Annotated in this window: 14 protein-coding genes; 7 read left to right on the top strand and 7 right to left on the bottom strand. The window is 43.0% G+C overall.

Annotated features, from left to right (window positions below; genetic code table 11):
• Positions 1-8 precede the first annotated feature (8 nt).
• The 3 genes from PN499_RS01260 to PN499_RS01250 form a co-directional block, all read right to left on the bottom strand.
• A complete protein-coding gene (locus PN499_RS01260) occupies positions 9-1,331 on the bottom strand; it encodes a hybrid sensor histidine kinase/response regulator (RefSeq protein WP_272029765.1) in 1,323 nt (440 codons plus the stop codon).
• A 77-nt stretch (positions 1,332-1,408) separates the two neighbouring features.
• Complete coding sequence (locus PN499_RS01255) at positions 1,409-3,289, bottom strand: two-component system response regulator (protein ID WP_272029764.1); 1,881 nt, start codon at positions 3,287-3,289, stop codon at positions 1,409-1,411.
• Complete coding sequence (locus PN499_RS01250; protein WP_272029763.1) at positions 3,286-6,105, bottom strand: ATP-binding protein; 2,820 nt, start codon at positions 6,103-6,105, stop codon at positions 3,286-3,288. Before PN499_RS01250 ends, PN499_RS01255 begins: the two co-directional genes overlap by 4 nt.
• A 655-nt stretch (positions 6,106-6,760) precedes the next feature.
• On the opposite strand from PN499_RS01250, the gene PN499_RS01245 reads away from it, so the two are divergent.
• The 4 genes from PN499_RS01245 to PN499_RS01230 all read left to right on the top strand — a co-directional run bounded on the left by PN499_RS01245 (position 6,761) and on the right by PN499_RS01230 (position 13,289).
• Positions 6,761-9,238, top strand: a complete 2,478-nt coding sequence (locus tag PN499_RS01245) for a phosphoketolase family protein (RefSeq protein WP_272029762.1) — start codon at positions 6,761-6,763, stop codon at positions 9,236-9,238.
• 269 nt (positions 9,239-9,507) lie between these two features.
• A complete protein-coding gene (locus PN499_RS01240) occupies positions 9,508-11,142 on the top strand; it encodes an alpha-D-glucose phosphate-specific phosphoglucomutase (protein WP_272029761.1) in 1,635 nt (544 codons plus the stop codon).
• A gap of 128 nt (positions 11,143-11,270) precedes the next feature.
• A complete protein-coding gene (locus tag PN499_RS01235; protein ID WP_272029760.1) occupies positions 11,271-11,909 on the top strand; it encodes a histidine phosphatase family protein in 639 nt (212 codons plus the stop codon).
• Positions 11,910-12,065: 156 nt separating this feature from the next.
• The gene (locus PN499_RS01230) at positions 12,066-13,289 is read left to right on the top strand and encodes an acetate kinase (RefSeq protein WP_272029759.1); all 1,224 of its coding nucleotides are present in this window, start codon (positions 12,066-12,068) and stop codon (positions 13,287-13,289) included.
• A gap of 205 nt (positions 13,290-13,494) precedes the next feature.
• Here PN499_RS01230 and PN499_RS01225 read toward each other — a convergent pair whose 3' ends face one another.
• Positions 13,495-14,595 carry a DJ-1/PfpI/YhbO family deglycase/protease gene (locus PN499_RS01225; protein ID WP_272029758.1) on the bottom strand — a complete coding sequence of 367 codons (1,101 nt, stop codon included), beginning with the start codon at positions 14,593-14,595 and terminating at the stop codon, positions 13,495-13,497.
• Positions 14,596-15,160: 565 nt separating this feature from the next.
• On the opposite strand from PN499_RS01225, the gene PN499_RS01220 reads away from it, so the two are divergent.
• Genes PN499_RS01220 through PN499_RS01210 form a run of 3 tightly spaced genes read left to right on the top strand, consistent with a single transcriptional unit; the run spans position 15,161 to position 15,988 of the window.
• Positions 15,161-15,310, top strand: a complete 150-nt coding sequence (locus tag PN499_RS01220; protein WP_272029757.1) for a type II toxin-antitoxin system TacA family antitoxin — start codon at positions 15,161-15,163, stop codon at positions 15,308-15,310.
• A 37-nt stretch (positions 15,311-15,347) separates the two neighbouring features.
• Entirely contained in the window at positions 15,348-15,563 is a 216-nt protein-coding gene (locus PN499_RS01215) for a hypothetical protein (protein WP_272029756.1), read from the top strand.
• Complete coding sequence (locus PN499_RS01210; protein ID WP_272029755.1) at positions 15,560-15,988, top strand: type II toxin-antitoxin system VapC family toxin; 429 nt, start codon at positions 15,560-15,562, stop codon at positions 15,986-15,988. The genes PN499_RS01215 and PN499_RS01210 overlap by 4 nt, the downstream gene beginning before the upstream one ends.
• Positions 15,989-16,082: 94 nt before the next feature.
• On the opposite strand, the gene PN499_RS01205 is transcribed toward PN499_RS01210, so the two are convergent.
• The 3 genes from PN499_RS01205 to PN499_RS01195 form a co-directional block, all read right to left on the bottom strand.
• Positions 16,083-16,820: a DevA family ABC transporter ATP-binding protein gene (locus PN499_RS01205; RefSeq protein WP_272029754.1), complete on the bottom strand. Its 738-nt coding sequence runs from the start codon at positions 16,818-16,820 to the stop codon at positions 16,083-16,085.
• A gap of 308 nt (positions 16,821-17,128) precedes the next feature.
• Entirely contained in the window at positions 17,129-18,313 is a 1,185-nt protein-coding gene (gene devC, locus PN499_RS01200) for an ABC transporter permease DevC (protein ID WP_272029753.1), read from the bottom strand.
• The gene (locus tag PN499_RS01195; protein WP_272029752.1) at positions 18,310-19,710 is read right to left on the bottom strand and encodes an HlyD family efflux transporter periplasmic adaptor subunit; all 1,401 of its coding nucleotides are present in this window, start codon (positions 19,708-19,710) and stop codon (positions 18,310-18,312) included. Before PN499_RS01195 ends, devC begins: the two co-directional genes overlap by 4 nt.
• Positions 19,711-19,769: the final 59 nt, after the last annotated feature.

Raw genomic sequence — 19,769 nt, 5'->3', positions numbered from 1 at the left:
ATTCGCAACTATGGTTGCTCTATTGGGATTTCAACAGTGAACTCGGTACCCTGACCAAGTGTAGAATTACAAGTGAGTTTTCCTCCATGCTTTTCTACCACAATTTGATAACTAATGCTCAATCCTAATCCTGTACCTTTACCTGCTGGTTTGGTTGTAAAGAAAGCTTCAAATAGCTGCGATCGCACTGCCTCTGACATCCCGGGTCCATTATCAGCAATGCGGACAAGTGCAGAATTATTATTTGTTACTGCCGTACTAATTCTAATAGTAGGATTTTTTACTTTTATAACCTCATTTCCCAACTCTTCCTCTTCTTCCAAAACATCAATTGCATTCGCAATTAAATTCATAAAGACTTGATTCATTTGCCCACCATAACATTTTAATAAGGGTAGATCGCCATATTCTTTAATTACCTCAATAGCTGGGCGATGTCCGCAAGCTTTAAGCCTGTAACGTAAAATTAGTAAGGTACTGTCTAGCCCTTCGTGAATATTTACTGCTACCTTATTTGACGTATCTGTGCGCGAAAAGTTTCGCAGAGATATACTAATGTTGCTAATTCTCTCTGCTCCTACTTTCATGGAATTAATCATATTTGGCAAGTCTTCAATTAAGTAATCTAGCTCAATCTCCTCAGCATGAGCGGAAACTTCCGGCACTGGATGGGGATAATTTTGCTGATAAACTTGTAAATGGTCGAGCAAGCCTTTAATATATTCAGAAGCGTGGTTGAGATTACCGAAAATAAAACTAACTGGATTGTTAATTTCATGAGCAACACCAGCCACCAACTGACCCAAACTGGACATCTTTTCAGTCTGCACTAATTGAATTTGAGCCTGTTTTAACTCGTGTAAAGTCCGGCTTAATTCAGCAGTTCGCTCTTCTACCCGCTGCTCTAATTCCTGATTTTGCTTCTCAATTTTCTTCGTTAAGTAGTATAATTTCAGGTGAAGTTTAACGCGAGCTAAAACTTCTTCTTGTTGAAACGGCTTAGTAATGTAATCCACTGCTCCTAAAGTCAGACCTTTCACCTTATCAATTGACTCAGACATCGCGCTCATAAAAATCACGGGTATGTCAGCAGTCAATGGGTTTGCTTTCAGGCGATTACAAGTTTCAAAGCCATCTATTCCCGGCATCATTATATCCAGCAAAATTAAATCGGGAAGAGCATAACCCACTTTTTCTATAGCACTTTCTCCATCTTGCGCTACCCAAACCTCAAAGGACGCATTATCCAACAAATCATAAAGTACCCCTAAGTTATTGGAGTTATCATCGACGATTAAGACAATATCTTTTTTTTCCATATCTACGCTCATTTCTTGTCACTCCTGTATTAACTAATCACAAACATTAAATTTTCCACTCCTAAAAGCGGAGTCAGTAAAAATTAGCATTAAGCAGTTAAGAATGGTCGCAACATTGAAGGTAAAAGTTTAGCATTATTTAGCAGAAGTTGTGTTGCAGTTTGACTGTCTACAGGCTTAGAAAATAGATAGCCTTGCCCCAACTCGCACCCTAGAGAACAGAGTTTTTCCAATTGTTCTAAAGTTTCTATTCCTTCTGCGACTACATCCATACCAAAACTGTGAGCAAGGGTAACAATTGTTTCCACAATTCCATCACTTTTCCCCGCGCTGATACGGCTGACAAAAGAGCGGTCAATCTTTAAGGTATCAATGGGAAACTCATGCAGACGACTTAAAGAAGAATAGCCAGTTCCAAAGTCATCAATACACAGCTTAATACCTTGGCTTTTTAACTGCTTCAGCATCGTTGCTTCGCAGGTAGATGCTTCTAAAAAGCAGCTTTCAGTAATTTCTAATTTCAAGCAGGAACTTGAAATGCCAGTAGCTTCGACTATTTTCTGCATCCTCTCTACTAGATTAGCTTGCTTTAACTGAACTGGCGAAACATTGACATTTAGTGTTAAACCAAGAGCTTGAGGAAATTGCTGTTGCCACAAGCAGAGTTGGCGGCAAGCCTCCTGAAAAATCCACCAACCCAGAGAATTAATGGCCCCAATTTCTTCCGCCAGGGGAATAAATTTTGCAGGCGAAACTAATTCGCCAAAAGCGCGCTGCCAACGTACCAATGCTTCAAAGCCTAAAAGATGACCTGTAGACAGCGATACAATGGGTTGGTAATAAAGGCAAAATTCTTCTAATTCTATTGCCTTCCTGAGTTCATTTTCAAGCTGTAAGCGATTGGCTGCCTGAGTTTGGATGGCTTTTGTTAATACTTCATAACAACCTTTACCTTTAATTTTAGCCTGGTACATCGCAACATCGGCATCTCTAATCGCGTCTACAGCGCGATCGTAACCCATTGTACTAAAGGTAATACCAATACTAGCACCTGTAAATATTTCATATTTATCAAAAATGAATGGCAATCTCAATTGTTCAAGAATTCGATCTGCCGTGCTTATAGCTTGGTTCATATCTCTAATTGCTTCCAGTAAGATAATAAATTCATCCCCCCCTAAACGAGCAACTATATCTGTTTCCGGCACGCAATCTTGCAGCCTTTTAGCAGCGATTTTTAGCAATTCATCTCCGACTAAGTGTCCTAAGCTATCATTAACAACTTTAAACCGATCTAGGTCGATAAACAGCACTGCATATAAATAATCAGAGTTCAGATTCGCTAACTCAATTACCCGATTTACCTGATTTATAAACCAAGTTCGGTTAGGCAAACCAGTTAAGGAGTCATGAAAAGCATCGTAGCGTAACTTATCTTCCTTTGCTAACAATTCTAAATAAGCGTTTTGCAGTTCGTGCATAGCACTTTTTAGTTCAGCAGTTCGGGCCTCTACTCGATGTTCTAACTGAGAAGTTAATTCGCTCAATAACGAATTCTTTTCTTCCATTCTCTTAGTCAAAATACTCATTTTTAAGTGTAGTCTCAGCCTAACTAATACTTCTTCATGTTGAAAGGGTTTAGTAATATAATCAACAGCACCTAAAGACAGACCTTTAACTTTATCGACTGTCTCCGAAAGGGCGCTCATAAAAATTAGAGGGATGTCCTTAGTTCTAGGATTGGCTTTCAACCTACGACAAGTTTCAAATCCATCGAGAAATGGCATCATTATATCTAACAAGATGATATCTGGGGCCTCATATTCAACTGCTTGTAAAGCGCTTTCCCCGTCTGAAGCTACCCAGACTTCAAATCCAACCTGCTCTAAATAGTCGGAGAGTACCGCTAAATTACTGGCGTGATCGTCTACCACTAAAACTATACTTTTTTTATTATATTCACTGTTCACGGTTTTTCTCCCCTATATTGGCTAATAAATTCTTTCATGGCTTTTTCTTGAAAACCTTTAGATAATTGGCGTAACTTGTTAGCAAAAGGTGCAAATTTTTCATCTATCTGTTCTATGTTTGCTGCCTGCTTTATAATTCCTTGAAGGTGGCCTTTCATTGCTAGATCGTATAACGTTTCAATCTCTGACTGCGGGGGAGGGATCAGAGAATTAGAAGAGGGAGGGTTAAGGGCTGCTGTGTCTTCTTCATAAATCCATTTTATTTGCAAATGCTGCTGTAACTTCTCTAGCAATATTTTTGCTTCTACTGGCTTAGGCATAAAATCGTTACATCCTGTTTGTAAACTTTGGTATTTATCGGCTTCAAATACGCTAGTAGATGTAACTATTATTACTACATTTTTCAGCTCCTCGCTCAGGCGAATGCGCCGGATCATTTCAAAACCGTCTAGGACAGGCATCACTAAGTCAGTGATAATTAAATCCGGTTGACACTGGGCTTTTGTTAAACCTTCTTGACCATTGACTGCCTCTATAATTTCAAAACCGATGGGAGAGAGCAAGTTAGCTAGTACCGAGCGATTTTCCCACTTGTCGTCTACTATTAAAATTTTGGGCTTTTTCCTGTAAATCCCTGTGATATTTTTGTGGTTGCGCTCTACGGATGGTGGAAGAGATTCGGGCAATTGAATTAGATCTAATTCTACCAAAAAAGTGCTCCCAACTCCTGGCTGACTTTTGACTTTGATTTTACTGCCCATCAATTCGACTATTTTCTGGCTGATTGCTAGCCCTAATCCGCTGCCTTCATGATTGCGAGAGGCTTCACTCACTTGCTCGAAGGGTAAAAATATTTTTTCTAATTGCTGAGGGTTAATACCAATGCCTGTGTCTTCAATTTGAAAGCGAATTTTGGTAATTGGTAGTTGGTGATTGGTAATTGATGATTCTTCCCTAAGTTCCGCTGGTGTCCATTCCTCAGTTCCTATAACTTCTACTTTAAAATCTACCCGACCTTCGTCAGTAAATTTGATGGCATTACTGAGTAAGTTAATTAGTAGTTGCCGTAGACGCTTCTCGTCAGCGCGAATACTATGTGGAAGAGAAGTTTGAGGTTGGTAAGCAAGGGTAATTCCCTTTTGTTCTGCTTTAAGGCGACATATTTCTACTACACCACTTAAGAAAGAAGGAAAATGAAAATCTTTCGGCTGAAGTTCCATTTTCTGAGCTTCTATTTTGGAAATATCTAAAATATCGTTAATCAAAGTAAGTAAATGTGAGCCACACTGGTAAATAATACCGAGGCCCTCTTTAACTTTGCCATCTGTGGTTCTTAAGCGTTGTAAAATTTGAGCGTAACCTAAAATACCGTTGAGAGGTGTGCGGAGTTCGTGACTCATGTTTGCGATAAATTCGGTTTTGGCGCGATTGGCGGTGTCAGCAGCTATTTTGGCTTCTTTTAGTTCGCTTGTTCGCTCCTCAACTCTCGTTTCTAACTCGCTCTTGGCTGTTTCTAAGGCAGTAAAAGATGCTTGCAACTGCTGGGCCATTTGGTTAAAAGAGCTGGCTAGAGTATCGAGTTCAGCAATTTTTTTAACTTCAATTTTTTGGTTTAATTCTCCGCTGGCTATTTTCTGGCTAGCATGGGATAACTCTAAGATTGTTTCCGTAATCCAGCGCGAGGTTAAAACTCCCAGTAATGCCGCGCTTCCTAATGCTAAAAGACAAAGTAAAATGGTGGTTTTAGTATTGGCATTAATCCGTTCCATAAAGTCGGCTTCGGGAACAACGACGACAATTAGGAAGTGTAGACCCCGCTCGTCTGAGAGGGGTGTTACTTGTACAAAATGTCTCTTGCCGTTAATTTTAAAAATTTCAAGTTGGGTGGGTGTCTTAATTTGGGTAAGGTTGCTTCTTTTTTCTATTAGTAAATGCTGCATTGTAGCGCGAATTAAATACTCGCTGCTTTCTACTGCTTTAAGTCTTTTGATAGAGGAGCTATCTCTACTTTTAATAAAACTCTTTTCGTTGGTTGAGGAGGCAACTATTTCTCCTGATGTTTCTAAGATAAAAGCTATGCCTGATTTACTAATTTTCAAACTCTGAAGAAATTTACTAATCTCTGAAACTATTAGGGATACTCCCACATATCCTATTGATTTTCCTGATTGATTATAAATAGGAAGCAGGGCATCTGTGCTGACTTCGGGGCGGGGCGCAATCCATAAATATAGTGGAGTCCAAATTGCTTGCTTTGCGGACACACCCAACTGATAATAAACTTCGTTTTGGATCGGGTATTTTGGTTGAGTTGACAAGAGATTTGTGCGCTCTCCTCGACTATTTACTGCATAATTATTAAAGCTGAGATAACCGTTACTAGATTTTTTCACTATCCCAATATTCAAGGTTCCATCTAACCGACGTTCGCTGCCGATAAATTCTCCTTGCAAGTTCCCGAAGTAAATATAATTAACGGTGGGAAAACGCTGAATTTTTTGCCAAAAGTAGCGTTCCATGCTAGTGAAGTCTTGGGGATTTAATTTACCCAGACTGATAGCATCAGCATTGAGTTGATTGATCAAATGAGGTGTTTCTAGATAAGTATTGAGGTGCTGGTGAATGCGGGCTGTGATTTCTTCGTACAATTGTGCAGCTAAGTCATTAACGGCTTGTTGACCGTTGCGGAATGATAGCCATCCTGTTAATCCCACTGCGGCAAAAATTTGCAGGAGAAATGGCCCGACTAAGATGAGGCGGAGTGGGATTAAATGTTTTTTTTTTGAGTTAGTAAGGTTGATATCTGGCTGGGTCATGGATGGCTCAGAATATGGTGGGTGCCAACAATCATCGCAACAGGTATACTTTTTACTCTGATGCTGTTCGTTGAGGCGGTGGGGGTCAAATCTGCCTTTTCCCGACCAGTCAGTTTTACGTAATATGTTGCTTAGATTATACTAAAAGTTTTAACTGCCTGTGTTAGCTAGGATACTTTTTTTTGCTAAGAAATATGATGACTGCCTATTGGATCGGTTTGATAGCAGAAGGCAGAAGGCAGAAGCTAGAAGACAGAAGACAGTATAAGTTTTGGAAGCAAAGATTAGGATGTCTGTTTGACAAAATTAATTTTGATTGTGGTGGGGCCCTCCTGGCAATCACCAGCAAATTTACTGAGAATACTTAGCTTTAGTGGGTTTTAACAGCCTTCCCCAAAAAGCTATTAGCAAGACATTAATGTTAATTTAATATTCCTCCCTTATAAAATGAGGTACTATGCAATCAAGTTCCGATACTCAACATGAAGTTTAGCTCGAAAATCTAAGGAGTAGCAAGTTAACACCACAAAAGCTCCGTCGCATGAGGGATTATTTTTCCAGACAAACTTCACACACTTTTTCGGAAACCCAGTGCTTTTAGCCTGGGGAATGAAAGTAAAGCATTGACTAAAATATCACGATCGCCTAAATCAGTATGGTAGCAACAACTCCGGTACAACAAAAGAAACCCCTTTCCCCAGCAGAACTGGATAAAATCCACGCTTACTGGCGGGCCGCAAACTATTTGTCTGTAGGACAGATTTATTTGCTAGACAACGCCCTTCTGAAAGAACCCCTGAAGCTAGAGCACGTCAAACCGAGGCTGTTAGGACACTGGGGTACTACTCCCGGCTTGAACTTCATTTACGCCCATCTCAACCGCCTAATTAAAGCTCAAGACCTGAATGTAATATATATCGCCGGCCCCGGTCATGGTGGTCCTGGCTTAGTTGCCAACACTTACTTAGAAGGCACTTATAGCGAATATTACCCCAACGTTTCCCAAGATGCTGAGGGGATGAAGCGTCTGTTTAAACAGTTCTCCTTCCCACGCGGAATTCCCAGCCACGTCGCGCCCGAAACTCCCGGTTCGATCCACGAAGGCGGCGAACTCGGTTATGCTGTTTCTCACGCTTACGGGGCGGCTTTTGATAACCCTGACTTAATTGTGGCTTGCGTTGTTGGGGACGGGGAAGCCGAAACGGGCCCCTTAGCCACTGCTTGGCATTCTAATAAGTTTCTGAACCCGATTCATGACGGCGCAGTATTACCAATTCTACACCTCAATGGTTATAAAATTGCTAACCCAACGGTGTTGGCACGGATTAGCCATGAAGAATTAGAAAGTTTGTTTGTGGGTTATGGCTATAAACCTTACTTCGTGGAAGGTTCAGACCCAGAAATGATGCACCAGTTAATGGCGGCGACGATGGATAGCGCGATCGCAGAAATTAAAGCCATTCAACAAGAGGCCCGGACTAAAGGCTTCAGCAAACGCCCTCGGTGGCCGATGATTATTCTGCGATCGCCCAAAGGTTGGACGGGGCCCAAAGAAGTAGACGGCAAAAAAACCGAAGATTTCTGGCGATCGCACCAAGTCCCCCTGTCGGAAATGGCCAGCAAACCGGGGCACGTCCAACTCCTCGAAGACTGGATGAAAAGCTACAAACCCGAAGAACTCTTCGACGCTAACGGCACATTCCTCGCCGAACTCGCCGAACTCGCACCATTAGGAACGCGACGCATGGGCGATAATCCCCACGCCAACGGCGGCATTTTGCTCCGCGACCTCAAAATGCCAAAATTTGAAAATTATGCCGTAGAAGTCACAAAACCAGGCACTACCTACGAAGAAGCCACCCGCATCATGGGCAAATTCCTGCGGGACGTAATGAAATTCAACCAGGAAAGCCGCAACTTCCGCATCGTTGGCCCAGACGAAACCGCCTCGAACCGCTGGAACGACGTATTTGAAGCCACCGATCGCGCCTGGATGGATGATACCTTCTCCTACGACGATCACCTTTCCCCCGATGGCCGAGTCATGGAAATCCTCAGCGAGCACACTTGCCAAGGATGGTTAGAAGGCTACCTACTTACAGGCCGTCACGGTTTCTTCTCCTGTTACGAAGCCTTCATCCACGTCATCGACTCCATGTTCAACCAACACGCCAAATGGTTAAACACCACGCGCTATATACCTTGGCGGCGACAAATTGCCTCTCTTAATTACCTGCTAACATCCCACGTTTGGCGACAAGATCATAACGGTTTTTCCCACCAAGATCCCGGTTTTATCGACCACGTAGTTAACAAAAAAGCCGCCGTAATTCGGGTTTATTTACCACCCGATGCCAATACATTGCTATCCGTCACCGATCACTGTTTGCGGAGTCGCCAATACGTCAACGTTATTGTTGCTGGCAAACAACCCGCCTTGCAATATTTAGATATGGATGCGGCAGTCAAACATTGTACGGCAGGGATCAGTATTTGGGAATGGGCAAGCAACGATCAAAATAGCGAACCCGATGTCGTGATGGCTTGCGCCGGCGACGTTCCTACCTTAGAAACCCTAGCGGCTGTTGACTTAATTCGGCTACATTTACCGGAATTAAAAGTGCGCGTCGTCAACGTCGTAGACTTGATGAAATTGCAACCGGAAAGCGAACACCCGCACGGTTTGAATGATAAAGACTTCGACTCGATTTTTACAGTAGATAAACCGATCATCTTTGCTTATCACGGCTATCCCTGGCTAATTCACCGCTTGACTTACCGCCGGACAAATCATAATAACATCCACGCGCGGGGTTATAAGGAAGAAGGAACCACGAGTACGCCCTTTGATATGGTAGTGCGGAACGATTTAGATCGTTTTCATTTGGTAATAGATGTCATCGATCGTTTGCCTCAATTGCATTACATCGGAGGTCACATTAAGCAGATGTTGCACGACAAATTAGTGGAGCACGTCACTTACATTGCTGAGTATGGCGATGATATGCCAGAAGTTCGCGACTGGAAATGGGGATATTATAGCGATCCTGGTTCACCAAAGGCGACAACTGGAGAGTCCGCTGATTTTAGCGAGTCGCAGTTAGAGGAAGGCGCGGCGCGATCGCGATCGTAGCAAACCAGCAGCATCCCAACTTGGAAAAAGACCTAACCCCCCAACCCCCTTCCCTACAAGGGAAGGGGGAGAAAGGAAGAAAAGACTTTTCCTCCTTCCCGACAAGGGAAGGTGGGAGAAACAAAAGAAATTCCCCCTCCCTTACGAGGGGAGGGGGTTGGGGAAGAGGTCTTTTCAATCTGCTAGATGGGTAAGAGATCGAATCACCGAACTTGATATTATGAGCGTGAACGATCAAAACTCAAAACCTGTCTTTCTTATATTTGCCCATGAACGTACACACAGTATTAACACAGCCATTTTCAGACCAAAAACCAGGCACATCAGGACTACGGAAACAAGTTACAGTATTTCAACAACGCCATTACCTCGAAAACTTCGTTCAATCTATCTTTGACAGCTTAGAAAACTATCAAGGAAAAACATTAGTTGTCGGCGGCGACGGACGCTATTATAACCGTACTGCCATTCAGACAATTTTAAAAATGGCCGCCGCCAATGGCTTTGGCAAAGTATTAGTAGGTAGCGCAGGCATTTTATCAACACCTGCTGTTTCCTGCATCATTCGGAAATATCACGCCTTTGGAGGAATTGTACTATCTGCCAGCCACAATCCCGGCGGGCCAGATGGAGATTTTGGCATTAAATACAACATTAGCAATGGTGGGCCAGCCCCAGAAAAAGTTACTGATGAAATTTATAATCGGACTAAAGCGATCGGCGATTATAAAATCCTCGAAGCCAACGATGTCGATTTAGACAAATTAGGGACATTTAAACTAGGCGAGATGACAGTTGAAGTCATTGATTCAGTCGCCGACTACGCCGAATTAATGCAGTCTCTATTTGATTTTGATAGCATCCGTCAGTTAATTACTGCGGGTAATTTTCGCCTTTGCGTTGACTCAATGCACGCGGTAACGGGCCCTTACGCCAAGACAATTTTAGAGGAACATTTGGGAGCACCTGCGGGTACTGTAATTAATGGCATACCCCTAGAAGATTTTGGCGGCGGACATCCCGATCCTAACTTAGTTTATGCTCACGAACTCGTTGAGATTTTGTATGGGGAAAACGCGCCAGATTTCGGTGCAGCTTCCGATGGCGACGGCGATCGCAACATGATTCTGGGACGCAAATTTTTTGTAACTCCCAGTGATAGTTTAGCTATTCTAGCTGCTAATGCTAAATTAGTTCCCGGTTACAGTGCTGGTTTAACAGGAATAGCGCGATCTATGCCTACTTCAGCAGCAGCAGATCGCGTGGCTGCTAAACTCGGAATTGACTGCTACGAAACTCCTACAGGTTGGAAATTCTTTGGCAATCTTTTAGATGCCGATAAAGCCACTTTGTGCGGCGAAGAAAGTTTCGGCACTGGTTCCAATCACGTCCGCGAGAAAGATGGACTATGGGCGGTATTATTCTGGTTGAATATTATCGCTGCCCAGAAGAAATCAGTCGAGCAAATCGTGCGGGAACACTGGAAAACTTACGGTCGCAATTACTACTCTCGCCATGACTACGAAGGAGTAGATAGCGACAAAGCTAATACTTTAATTGCTAATGTTCGCGCTGCATTTTCTAGCTTGAAAGGTAAGCAATTCGGTCAATATCAGGTAGAATATGCTGATGATTTTAGCTATACCGATCCGATTGATGGTAGTATTAGCGAAAAGCAAGGAATTCGGATCGGATTTACCGATGGTTCGCGCATTATTTTCCGCCTTTCAGGTACGGGAACCCAAGGCGCAACCTTAAGGATTTATCTGGAAAGTTACGAGCCAAATGCGGCAAAACATGATATTGATACGCAAGAAGCATTAGGAAGTTTGATTGCAATTGCCGATGAAATTGCCCAAATTCGTACTCTCACAGGGCGGGAACAACCAACAGTAATTACCTAATAGTTAGGGATAAAATTGTAAGGTGGGCGCTCGCCGACAATAATCTCTGGCTATGAGAAACATCCCTTTTAGCGGCGAGCGCCCACCCTACGTTTAGCTAAATTTAGCACTATATTCAGCAAGAATTTATGAGTTTAAAACTGTATTTTTTACGTCACGGAGAAACAATTTACAGTCGCACAGGTGGTTACTGCGGCGATCTCGATCCTGATTTAACTCCTGAAGGTACTAAGATGGCGGAAGCTTTTGGTGCTGCGTACTCTTCTTTACCTTGGACAGCAGTTTATGTAAGTCCGATGAAACGAACTATCGCTACAGCAAAGCCATTGTGCGATGCAGTAGGAATTGAGATGCAATTGCGGGATGGACTAAAAGAAATCCGCTATGGTGAATGGGAGGGAAAAACGCTAGAATTTGTCAAAGAAAACTATCTAAATGATTATATTAACTGGATGACTGAACCCGCGTGGAATGCCCCGAATGGTGGCGAAACTGCGGTGCATATTGCTAGTAGATCCTCCCTTGTAATCGCAGAAATTGAGGAAAAATATCGGGATGGGAATGTGTTGGTTGTTTCCCACAAGGCAACTATTAGAATTATACTTTGTAGTTTGTTAGGGATTGATTTGGGTCGTTATCGCGATCGCGTTAATGCCTTAGCTGGTTCTGTTAGCATGGTCAAGTTTGACGTTCATGGCCCGATGTTGGAGGTTTTAGGCGATCGCTCTTACATGGATGAGAGTCTGCGTTCTTTACCAGGGAGTTAGTTGTTATTTGTTAGTTGTTAGTTGTTAGTTGTTAGCAATTAAAAGTAGGGTGGGCGCTCGCCTCAACCATCTCTAGCTATGAATTACAGACTTTTTGCGGCGAGCGCCCACCTTACAAGTTAACAATTAACAATTAGCAATTAGCGATTAGCCCTTATGAAAATATTAGTATTAAATGCCGGATCGAGCAGTCAAAAAAGTTGCCTTTACGAAGTCAAAGACACAATTCCTAACGAACCTTTAGAGCCGATATGGGAAGCTGCAATTGACTGGACTCACCACGAAGGTACAGCAGAATTGAAAGTAAAAAATGCTCAAGGTAAAAAGGTTGAAGAGGAGTTTGAAGCAGATTTTCGCACGAATACTATCTTTGAGATGTTGAAGACACTTTGGAATGGTGAAACTCAAGTTATTGAAGATCCCAGTGAGATTGATATTGTTGGTCATCGGGTGGTACATGGCGGACAAGAATATCAGCAAAGCACGTTTATTACCCCGGAAGTAAAAGAGGCGATCGCGCGTTTAGCTGTGTTCGCTCCCGTTCACAATCCTGCCAATTTGGAAGGGATCGAAGCGATTGAAAAAAGTTTAGGAAATGTGCCGCAAGTGGCAGTTTTTGATACTGCTTTTCATTCACAATTACCTCCGGCTGCGTATGTTTATCCCGGCCCTTATGAGTGGCTAGAACAGGGAATTAGGCGCTATGGTTTTCACGGTATTAGTCACCAATTTTGTGCTCAGCGTGCGGCTCAAATTCTAGGTCTAGATTTGGCAGAATTACGGCTGATTAACTGTCATTTGGGAAATGGTTGTTCTCTTGCTGCAATTCGCGAAGGTAGAAGTATTGACACCACAATGGGTTTCACACCTTTAGATGGTTTAATGATGGGTAGTCGCTCAGGATCTGTCGATCCTGGTATTTTGATTCACCTGTTGCGACAGTCTGAATGTACGGGGGAAAAATTAGATCGGATTTTGAATCGGGGTTCGGGTTTATTAGGAATTTCTGGGGTATCGGGAGATTTAAGGATGATTATGGATGCGATCGCCAAGGGTAGCGATCGCGCTCAACTAGCTTTAGATATTTATATCCATCGCTTACGCTCTTATATTGGCGCTATGGTAGCGAGTTTAGGCGGTTTAGATGCTTTGATTTTCACCGCAGGGGTGGGGGAACATTCGGCGGTTGTGAGGGCTGCTGCTTGTGAAAATTTGGGGTTTTTGGGTTTAAAATTGGATGTGGATAAGAATGGGCGATCGCCAATGAATGAAGATATTGCGATGGCTGATTCAGCAGTAAGGGTTTTGGTGATTCATACCCAGGAAGACTGGGCGATCGCGCAGGAATGTTGGCAACTTTCTCAAAATAATACGCCATAATCAAAGGTAAGTAATTAAGCTTCAGCGCTCTTAAGAAGCCTCTTAAAAGCGCTGAAGCGCAACTAAATATAGGACTTAGGCAAAACTATCCGTAAAGCCGCCATTCTGGTGGTAAACTCACCGCCAAGATGGCGGCGTTACGTAATCGTGCGAAGTCCTGTACATACCTAAATGGGAACAGTTTATCAGTTTGGCAAGACCACAATTAAGACATCTTCACCGCAGGGTTAGTAGATGGTTTTGCAGGTTTAACTTCTTGCGTTCCCATGCGCGATCGGTAAAGTTCCGCTAGACACTGTTCATACTTCGAGAGATCCAATTCAATCTGAGTAAAAATGTCGGTTGATACTGGATCTGTGAACTTCGCCCGCAGGTTATTGATATCAACAATTCCTGTTTGCAAATCGCCCAAGGTACTCCGCAAAAGAAACATTTCATCAGTTCCTTGAAGCGAAGCTTTTAAGGAAGCAAATTTATCCGCAGCCTGTGCAGAAATTGACTGTTTTTCACCCAAAGCATCAAGACGTGCTTCTAGGAGTTGGATGTGATGCTGTTTATTGTGAACCATGTCGTGCAATAGCGCTCGCAATTCAACATCGGAAGTTTTTTCCCCATAATGCTCAAAAGCTTGGCACGAATAACGCTCGCCTGTTAAAGCCGTGTTCAAACCTTTAACAATATCCCCTTTTGTGGAGCCACCCCAAGCAGTTGCTAGCTTCCACCATTCTGCATTCACATCATTTTCTTCGGGTAAAGCTGCCTCTTTTCCACCGTAACCGAGACGAGCAAGAATTGCAGTAGTAAATATTGCCAAATCTCCCGGTTGTCGAGAAGTAATAAGATTGCCGTCAATCACCAAAGCTTCATTGATATACTCAGCTCCCGCGTTGATCATATCCTTGCGGATGGCATGGAAACCAGTTGCTTTTTTGCCTTTTAGCAAATCACCTTCAATCAAAAGTTGCGGCCCGTGACAAACAGCAGCAACTAATTTTCCTTGCTGCATTGCCTCAGTTACAAAGCGCACTGTGTTGGGATTTGTCCGCATTATATCTGGAGCCATACCACCAGGAATAACTACTGCATCGAAATCTTCTGCCCGCGTTTCAGTAGTAGTTCCATCAGCTTGCATGGCAACTTTGCCTTGTTTGCCTGCATACTTTTCATTCATGCGCGAACCAAGGACAACTACCTCAAAACCTGCTTGTTTTAGCCCATTATAAGGTACTTGAAACTCTGAATCTTCAACTCCGTTTTCAATCAGGATAGCAACTCGTTTGCGTTGGCTTCCGTTAGTTTCTGTCATGATTGCTTAGCCTACTTTTATTATTTTCTCCTATATTAACTTAGGTATTAATTTTGCTGCTTCTTTCAAAAGTAATAAATTATCTCATCTTTAACGATCTGGTTGCTGAGCCTTTGGGAATAGATACATACTAGCTTGCATCCACACATAAGCTTGCAATCTGCTGTATGTTTCTAGCAGTTTCGATGTTTTTTTTAATATCGCCTACACTATAAAGCAAGCCCTACTTAATTCTCTGATGTTAATTTTCCATCTTCCATATCAACAATGCGATCGCCGACTCACACCACCCAAAGATCAAGCCTTATTTCCCAATACTTTCCCCTATAAACTATTATGATTTGACTAGAAAACATCCTTTGAGTAACGTAAAACTATTCTGAACAAAAATTACTCAAAAGAGAGATAAAAAATTCAATTCGATCTTGATAAATTGGTATAAGTGGGATCGAGATTTTCATCAAATCGCGTTTACTACCGCGCACACCGTGAAAAAATCCAAATGTGTTGACATTGTATATACAAAACAGTTAAATTAGAAGAGTCTCCTATTGAGGTAAGCGTTATGTACCCCTCAGAAACTGAAGAGTCATTTAGCCAGATCTGCGATGTTACAATCAACATCCGAGCGAAGCAAAATCAACGCGATCTAATCGATCGTGCGGCTCGAGTGCAAGGCAAGAGACGCTCAGAGTTTATGCTGGAATCAGCCTAATCCTTCACAGAAAAACAATTTATTAAGACAAACACCAATGCTAACCAACACCTCTTTAGAAGAACGAATAGCAGCAGTAGAAGCAGCAATTACCGAATTGCAGAAACAAGTGGCAAATCCTCAACCAACAAATTGGCTACAACAAATTACAGGATCTTTCAAAGATGAACCAGCTTTTGATGAGGTACTGGCATTAGGACGAGCAATTCGCCAAGGGGATGAGTCTGTGATGGAATCGGAAGACGAGCGATGAAATATTTATTGGATACAGACCATCTCAGCATTCTTCAACGTCAAACTGGGAAGGATTATAGCAACCTTTCAACACGCATGGCTCAATACCCACTATCAGATTTTGCCGTATCAATTGTCACCTTTCACGAACAAATGCTTGGCTGTCACGCCTATATTAATCGCGATCGCACTCTAAATGACATAGTGAAAGGATATGAGATGATGGCGGGACTGGTTAGTGATTTTAAAGTATTGCCCCTCATCTCATTCGATGCGGATGCAGCTACGACATTTGAGCAATTAAAGTCACAACGGCTCCAACTGGCAAAGATGGATGCAAGAATCGCAGCAATTGCACTGTCTCGTAAAGTGATTCTGTTAACCCGCAATCATCGAGATTTCGGGAAAGTGGCAGGGTTGGCAATAGAAGATTGGACAATTTGAGGCATCAATAATATTTTTAATGAAACTCGGTAATTCAAATATTCAAGTTATGGGAATATGGCAGAACTGTTTACCCTCCAAACTAAATACCTACTTAATTCTCTGATGTTAATTTCCCATCTTCCATATCAACGATGCGATCGGCAATGTCTAAAATTCGATTATCATGAGTTACTAACAAAATTGTACAACTTTGTTCTTTAGCCAGTTTCTGCATTAAATTTACTACTTCTCGCCCAGATTTGCTATCGAGTGCGGCGGTAGGTTCATCTGCTAAGACTATTTGCGGCTGACTAACGAGAGCACGCGCGATCGCAACTCGTTGCTTTTGACCGCCAGACAAGTCATCGGGATAATAATTGATGCGTTGTTCTAACCCGACTAATCCTAACATTTTTTCTGCGCGATCGCGCATTTCTGCTTTAGATATCTCTCGATGTAACTCTAATCCCATTTGTACGTTTTGTAACGCTGTTAAACTCCGGTGTAAATTATGTGCTTGGAAAATATAACCTGTTTTGCGCCGCGCCTGCACTAATTTTTCTTCACTAGCACCGCACAGTTCTTTACCAATAATTTTGATGCTTCCTATCTGTGCGGATCGCAATCCTCCTATTAAGGTTAAAAGGGTTGTTTTGCCTGAGCCAGATGGCCCTGTCATAATGACAATTTCTCCAGCATTAATTTCGAGGTTGATATCATATAATACCTGCTTTTTTAGTTGTCCTTCACCGAAATAGTGGTTAAGTTCGTGAATGTCAATCACAGGCTGAGATGGAAAGTTTACAGTTGAATTTTTATCTGTTTTGTAGTCTATTTCTATGGATTTCATAGCGATTAATTGAGTTAGTGAACGGCTCGATCCAGGCTTGTATTCTGTCAAATTTTGTAGGGGCGGGTTCGCCCAGATATTGCAAAAGTAGCGACAAATTTTATAAACCCGCCCCCCCCACCCAAGTTTCCTGTTACCAGACTTAATATCAGAGATAATTTTAGTAAGTAGCAACAGATAAGCATGGCCGGGGCGGGTTTATCCAGTTTATCGGTATGTATCAAATATTTAGGCGAACCCGCCCCTACAAAACTCGATATTATGCAAGTCACAATTAAACGAACTTGATATTAGCTATTAGCAATTAGCTAAAATATGTCAGCCGGATCTGCTGCTTGCAGTTTCCGAGTTGCGATCGCACCGGAAATTACACACATAATCAGAGTTAAACTTAATACCATAAAAGCTCTGATTAACGTCATATACATGGGTAAGTTTGTAGCTTTTCTGGTTAAGGAATAAAGCCCTACAGAAATTCCAACTCCCGGCAAAAATCCCAGAAGAGAAAGAATTAAAGCTTCTTCAAAAACGATACTAAGTAAATACATACTACGGTATCCCATTGCTTTAAAAGTCGCATATTCAGCCAAATGATCGCTGACATCCGTAGAAAGCACTTGATAGACGATAATCACACCTACCATAAAACCCATTGCTACGCCTATATTAAAGACAAAACCAATGGCTGTATTGGTAAACCAATATTGTTTTTCAAATTCAATAAATTCTGTTTTTGTCAATACTTTAACATCATTTGGTAGGTAAGCTTTTAATGCTGTTTGTACCTGCAAAGGATCGGCACCAGCTTTCAAATAAATTAAACCTGCATTAATGCTACTAGCTTCTTGTTTAGGAAATAACCGCAGAAAGTTTTGATCGCTGGTCATTATGCTACCATCAGCGGCAAAAGATGCGCCAACATTGAATAAGCCACTAATCGTAATTGTGCGCCGATCTATTTCTGTTGTAACGGTTTTTCCCTGTTGAATTTGCGCGATCGCCTCTTTGTAAGTTCCTCTTGAACCTTGGTCAAATAAAACTGTATCCGGGAGTTTAATATCTCCCGTATTCTGTTTTAATTCTGGCAAGTCAAAGGCTGGACGTTCCGGGTTAAAACCAATTACTAATATAGAACTTTTTTCGCGTGTTTGGGGGTTTTTCCAGCGGGCTACTTTGGCATAAAAAACATCTGCTGATTCCACTCCTGGCACGTTCATGGCTTGATATAAACGCCGCCTCGGAAAGTCTGATAAGTTGATCAGGTTTTGAGCTTGGGGACTGATTAAAACTATGTCAGCATCGAGGACTTGGTGCAGCCGAGTATTACTGCTATAAAGGGCATTTTGAAAGCCAAACTGCATAAACATCAGGATATCTGCAAAGGCAATTCCGGCAGTTGCTACTAACATTCTCCCTTTGTCGTGACTGAGTTGCAGCCATCCTAAAGGAGTGCGACGCTGGAGTTCTTGTAGGTGTTTAATTAATCCAATCATTTTTCAATTACCACCTTGACTTGCAAATTTGTTAATCCTGCAACTTTCTGGCTAGAGGTTTCATTTAACCGGATTTTTACTTCAATAATGCGACCGTCAATGTTGGCGGAAGGATCGGCATTAATTACATTTTGTTTGAGAACTTGTAGCCCAATTTGTTCGACTGTTCCCTGCAATTCGCCGCTTAAAGAAGTGCTGGTAATTTTAGCTTTTTGCCCAATTTTTATTCCTTCAATATCGCTTTCGTAGACTTCAGCTACGGCGTACATATTGTGAGTTTGTCCGAGTTGGACGATGCCATCATTACCGACTTTTTCCCCTGGATAGGTGTAAATTTTGAGCACTTGCGCGTCTTTGGGGGCGCGGATGTAGGCGAGGTCGAGGTTGGCTTGGGCTTGCTTGGCGGTGGCGATCGCGGCGCTGACTTCGGCTTCTGCGGTTTGGATGTCGGTGGGCCGGATTTCGGAGATGCGATCGAGGTTCGCTTCAGCTTCGATAATCTGGGCGCGTTGTGCTGTTTGGGCTTGGTTGAGTTTGGCTTTGGCTTCGTCGATTTGGGAGGCGCGTGATTGGTAAATTTGGCTGAGTTTGGCCTCGGCTTCGTTGAGTTGTTGTTGGCGGGAGGAATGGATGCGGGTCAGGTTGGTTCGGGCTTCGTTGAGTTTCTGTTGCGCGGTTTCAAATGTTAGCTGTTTGCTGTCTCGTTGTTGAGTAGAAATGGCTCCTTCTTGGTTGAGTTGTTCGTAGCGCTGGGCTTCGGTTTTGGCGTTTTCGAGTTCGGCTTTAAGGCGGGCGATCGCGGCTTCTTGACCTGCGATTTCGCCTTCTTTTTCGGCTTGGATGCGGGCGATCGCAGCTTTTTGTCCTTCAATATCCGTGCGTCGTTCGGCTTCTAAGCGGTTGAGTACGGCTTCGGCGGCTTCAATATCCGTGCGCCTTTCGGCTTGTAAACGCGCGATCGCGGCTTCTTGGGCTTGGATTTCTCCGCTTTTTGCCCCCGCTTTAACTGTGGCGAGTTTGGCTTGGCTGACTCGCACTTGTTGTTGTGCTTGCTCTAAGGCTGCCAACAGGCGATCGCGACTATCAAGGATGGCGATCGTTTGTCCTGTTTTTACCCAATCTCCTTCTTTTACCAGCAGTTTGTCGATGCGATTGCCTTCAGCGGAACTGGAGGCGGAAAGCGCGATCGCTTCCCCTTGGGGTTCCAGTCTTCCCAAGGCTGTGACGGTAGTGATTTGAGGGGCGGCGGCGGTGGCGACTTCTTGGGGAGAGTGCGATCGCAGCACGTAAGCAGTTCCACCAGCAGCCGCTAGAGTTGTGACTGCGGCTAGGGTCAGGAGTTGGCGGGTGAGAGACGGAGTTGAGAAGAAACCTTCGACGGTGGCGCGGTGTACCATTACACACCTCAGTGAAGAACTACACGGTTTAGTTTTGTGTTAAACTTATACTAAACTGT

The sequence above is a fragment of the Kamptonema animale CS-326 genome (genome assembly GCF_028330895.1).
Taxonomy (GTDB): domain Bacteria; phylum Cyanobacteriota; class Cyanobacteriia; order Cyanobacteriales; family Microcoleaceae; genus Kamptonema; species Kamptonema formosum.
Note: the sequence above shows the minus strand (reverse complement) of the source record. Positions and strands in the feature narration are given on the sequence as shown.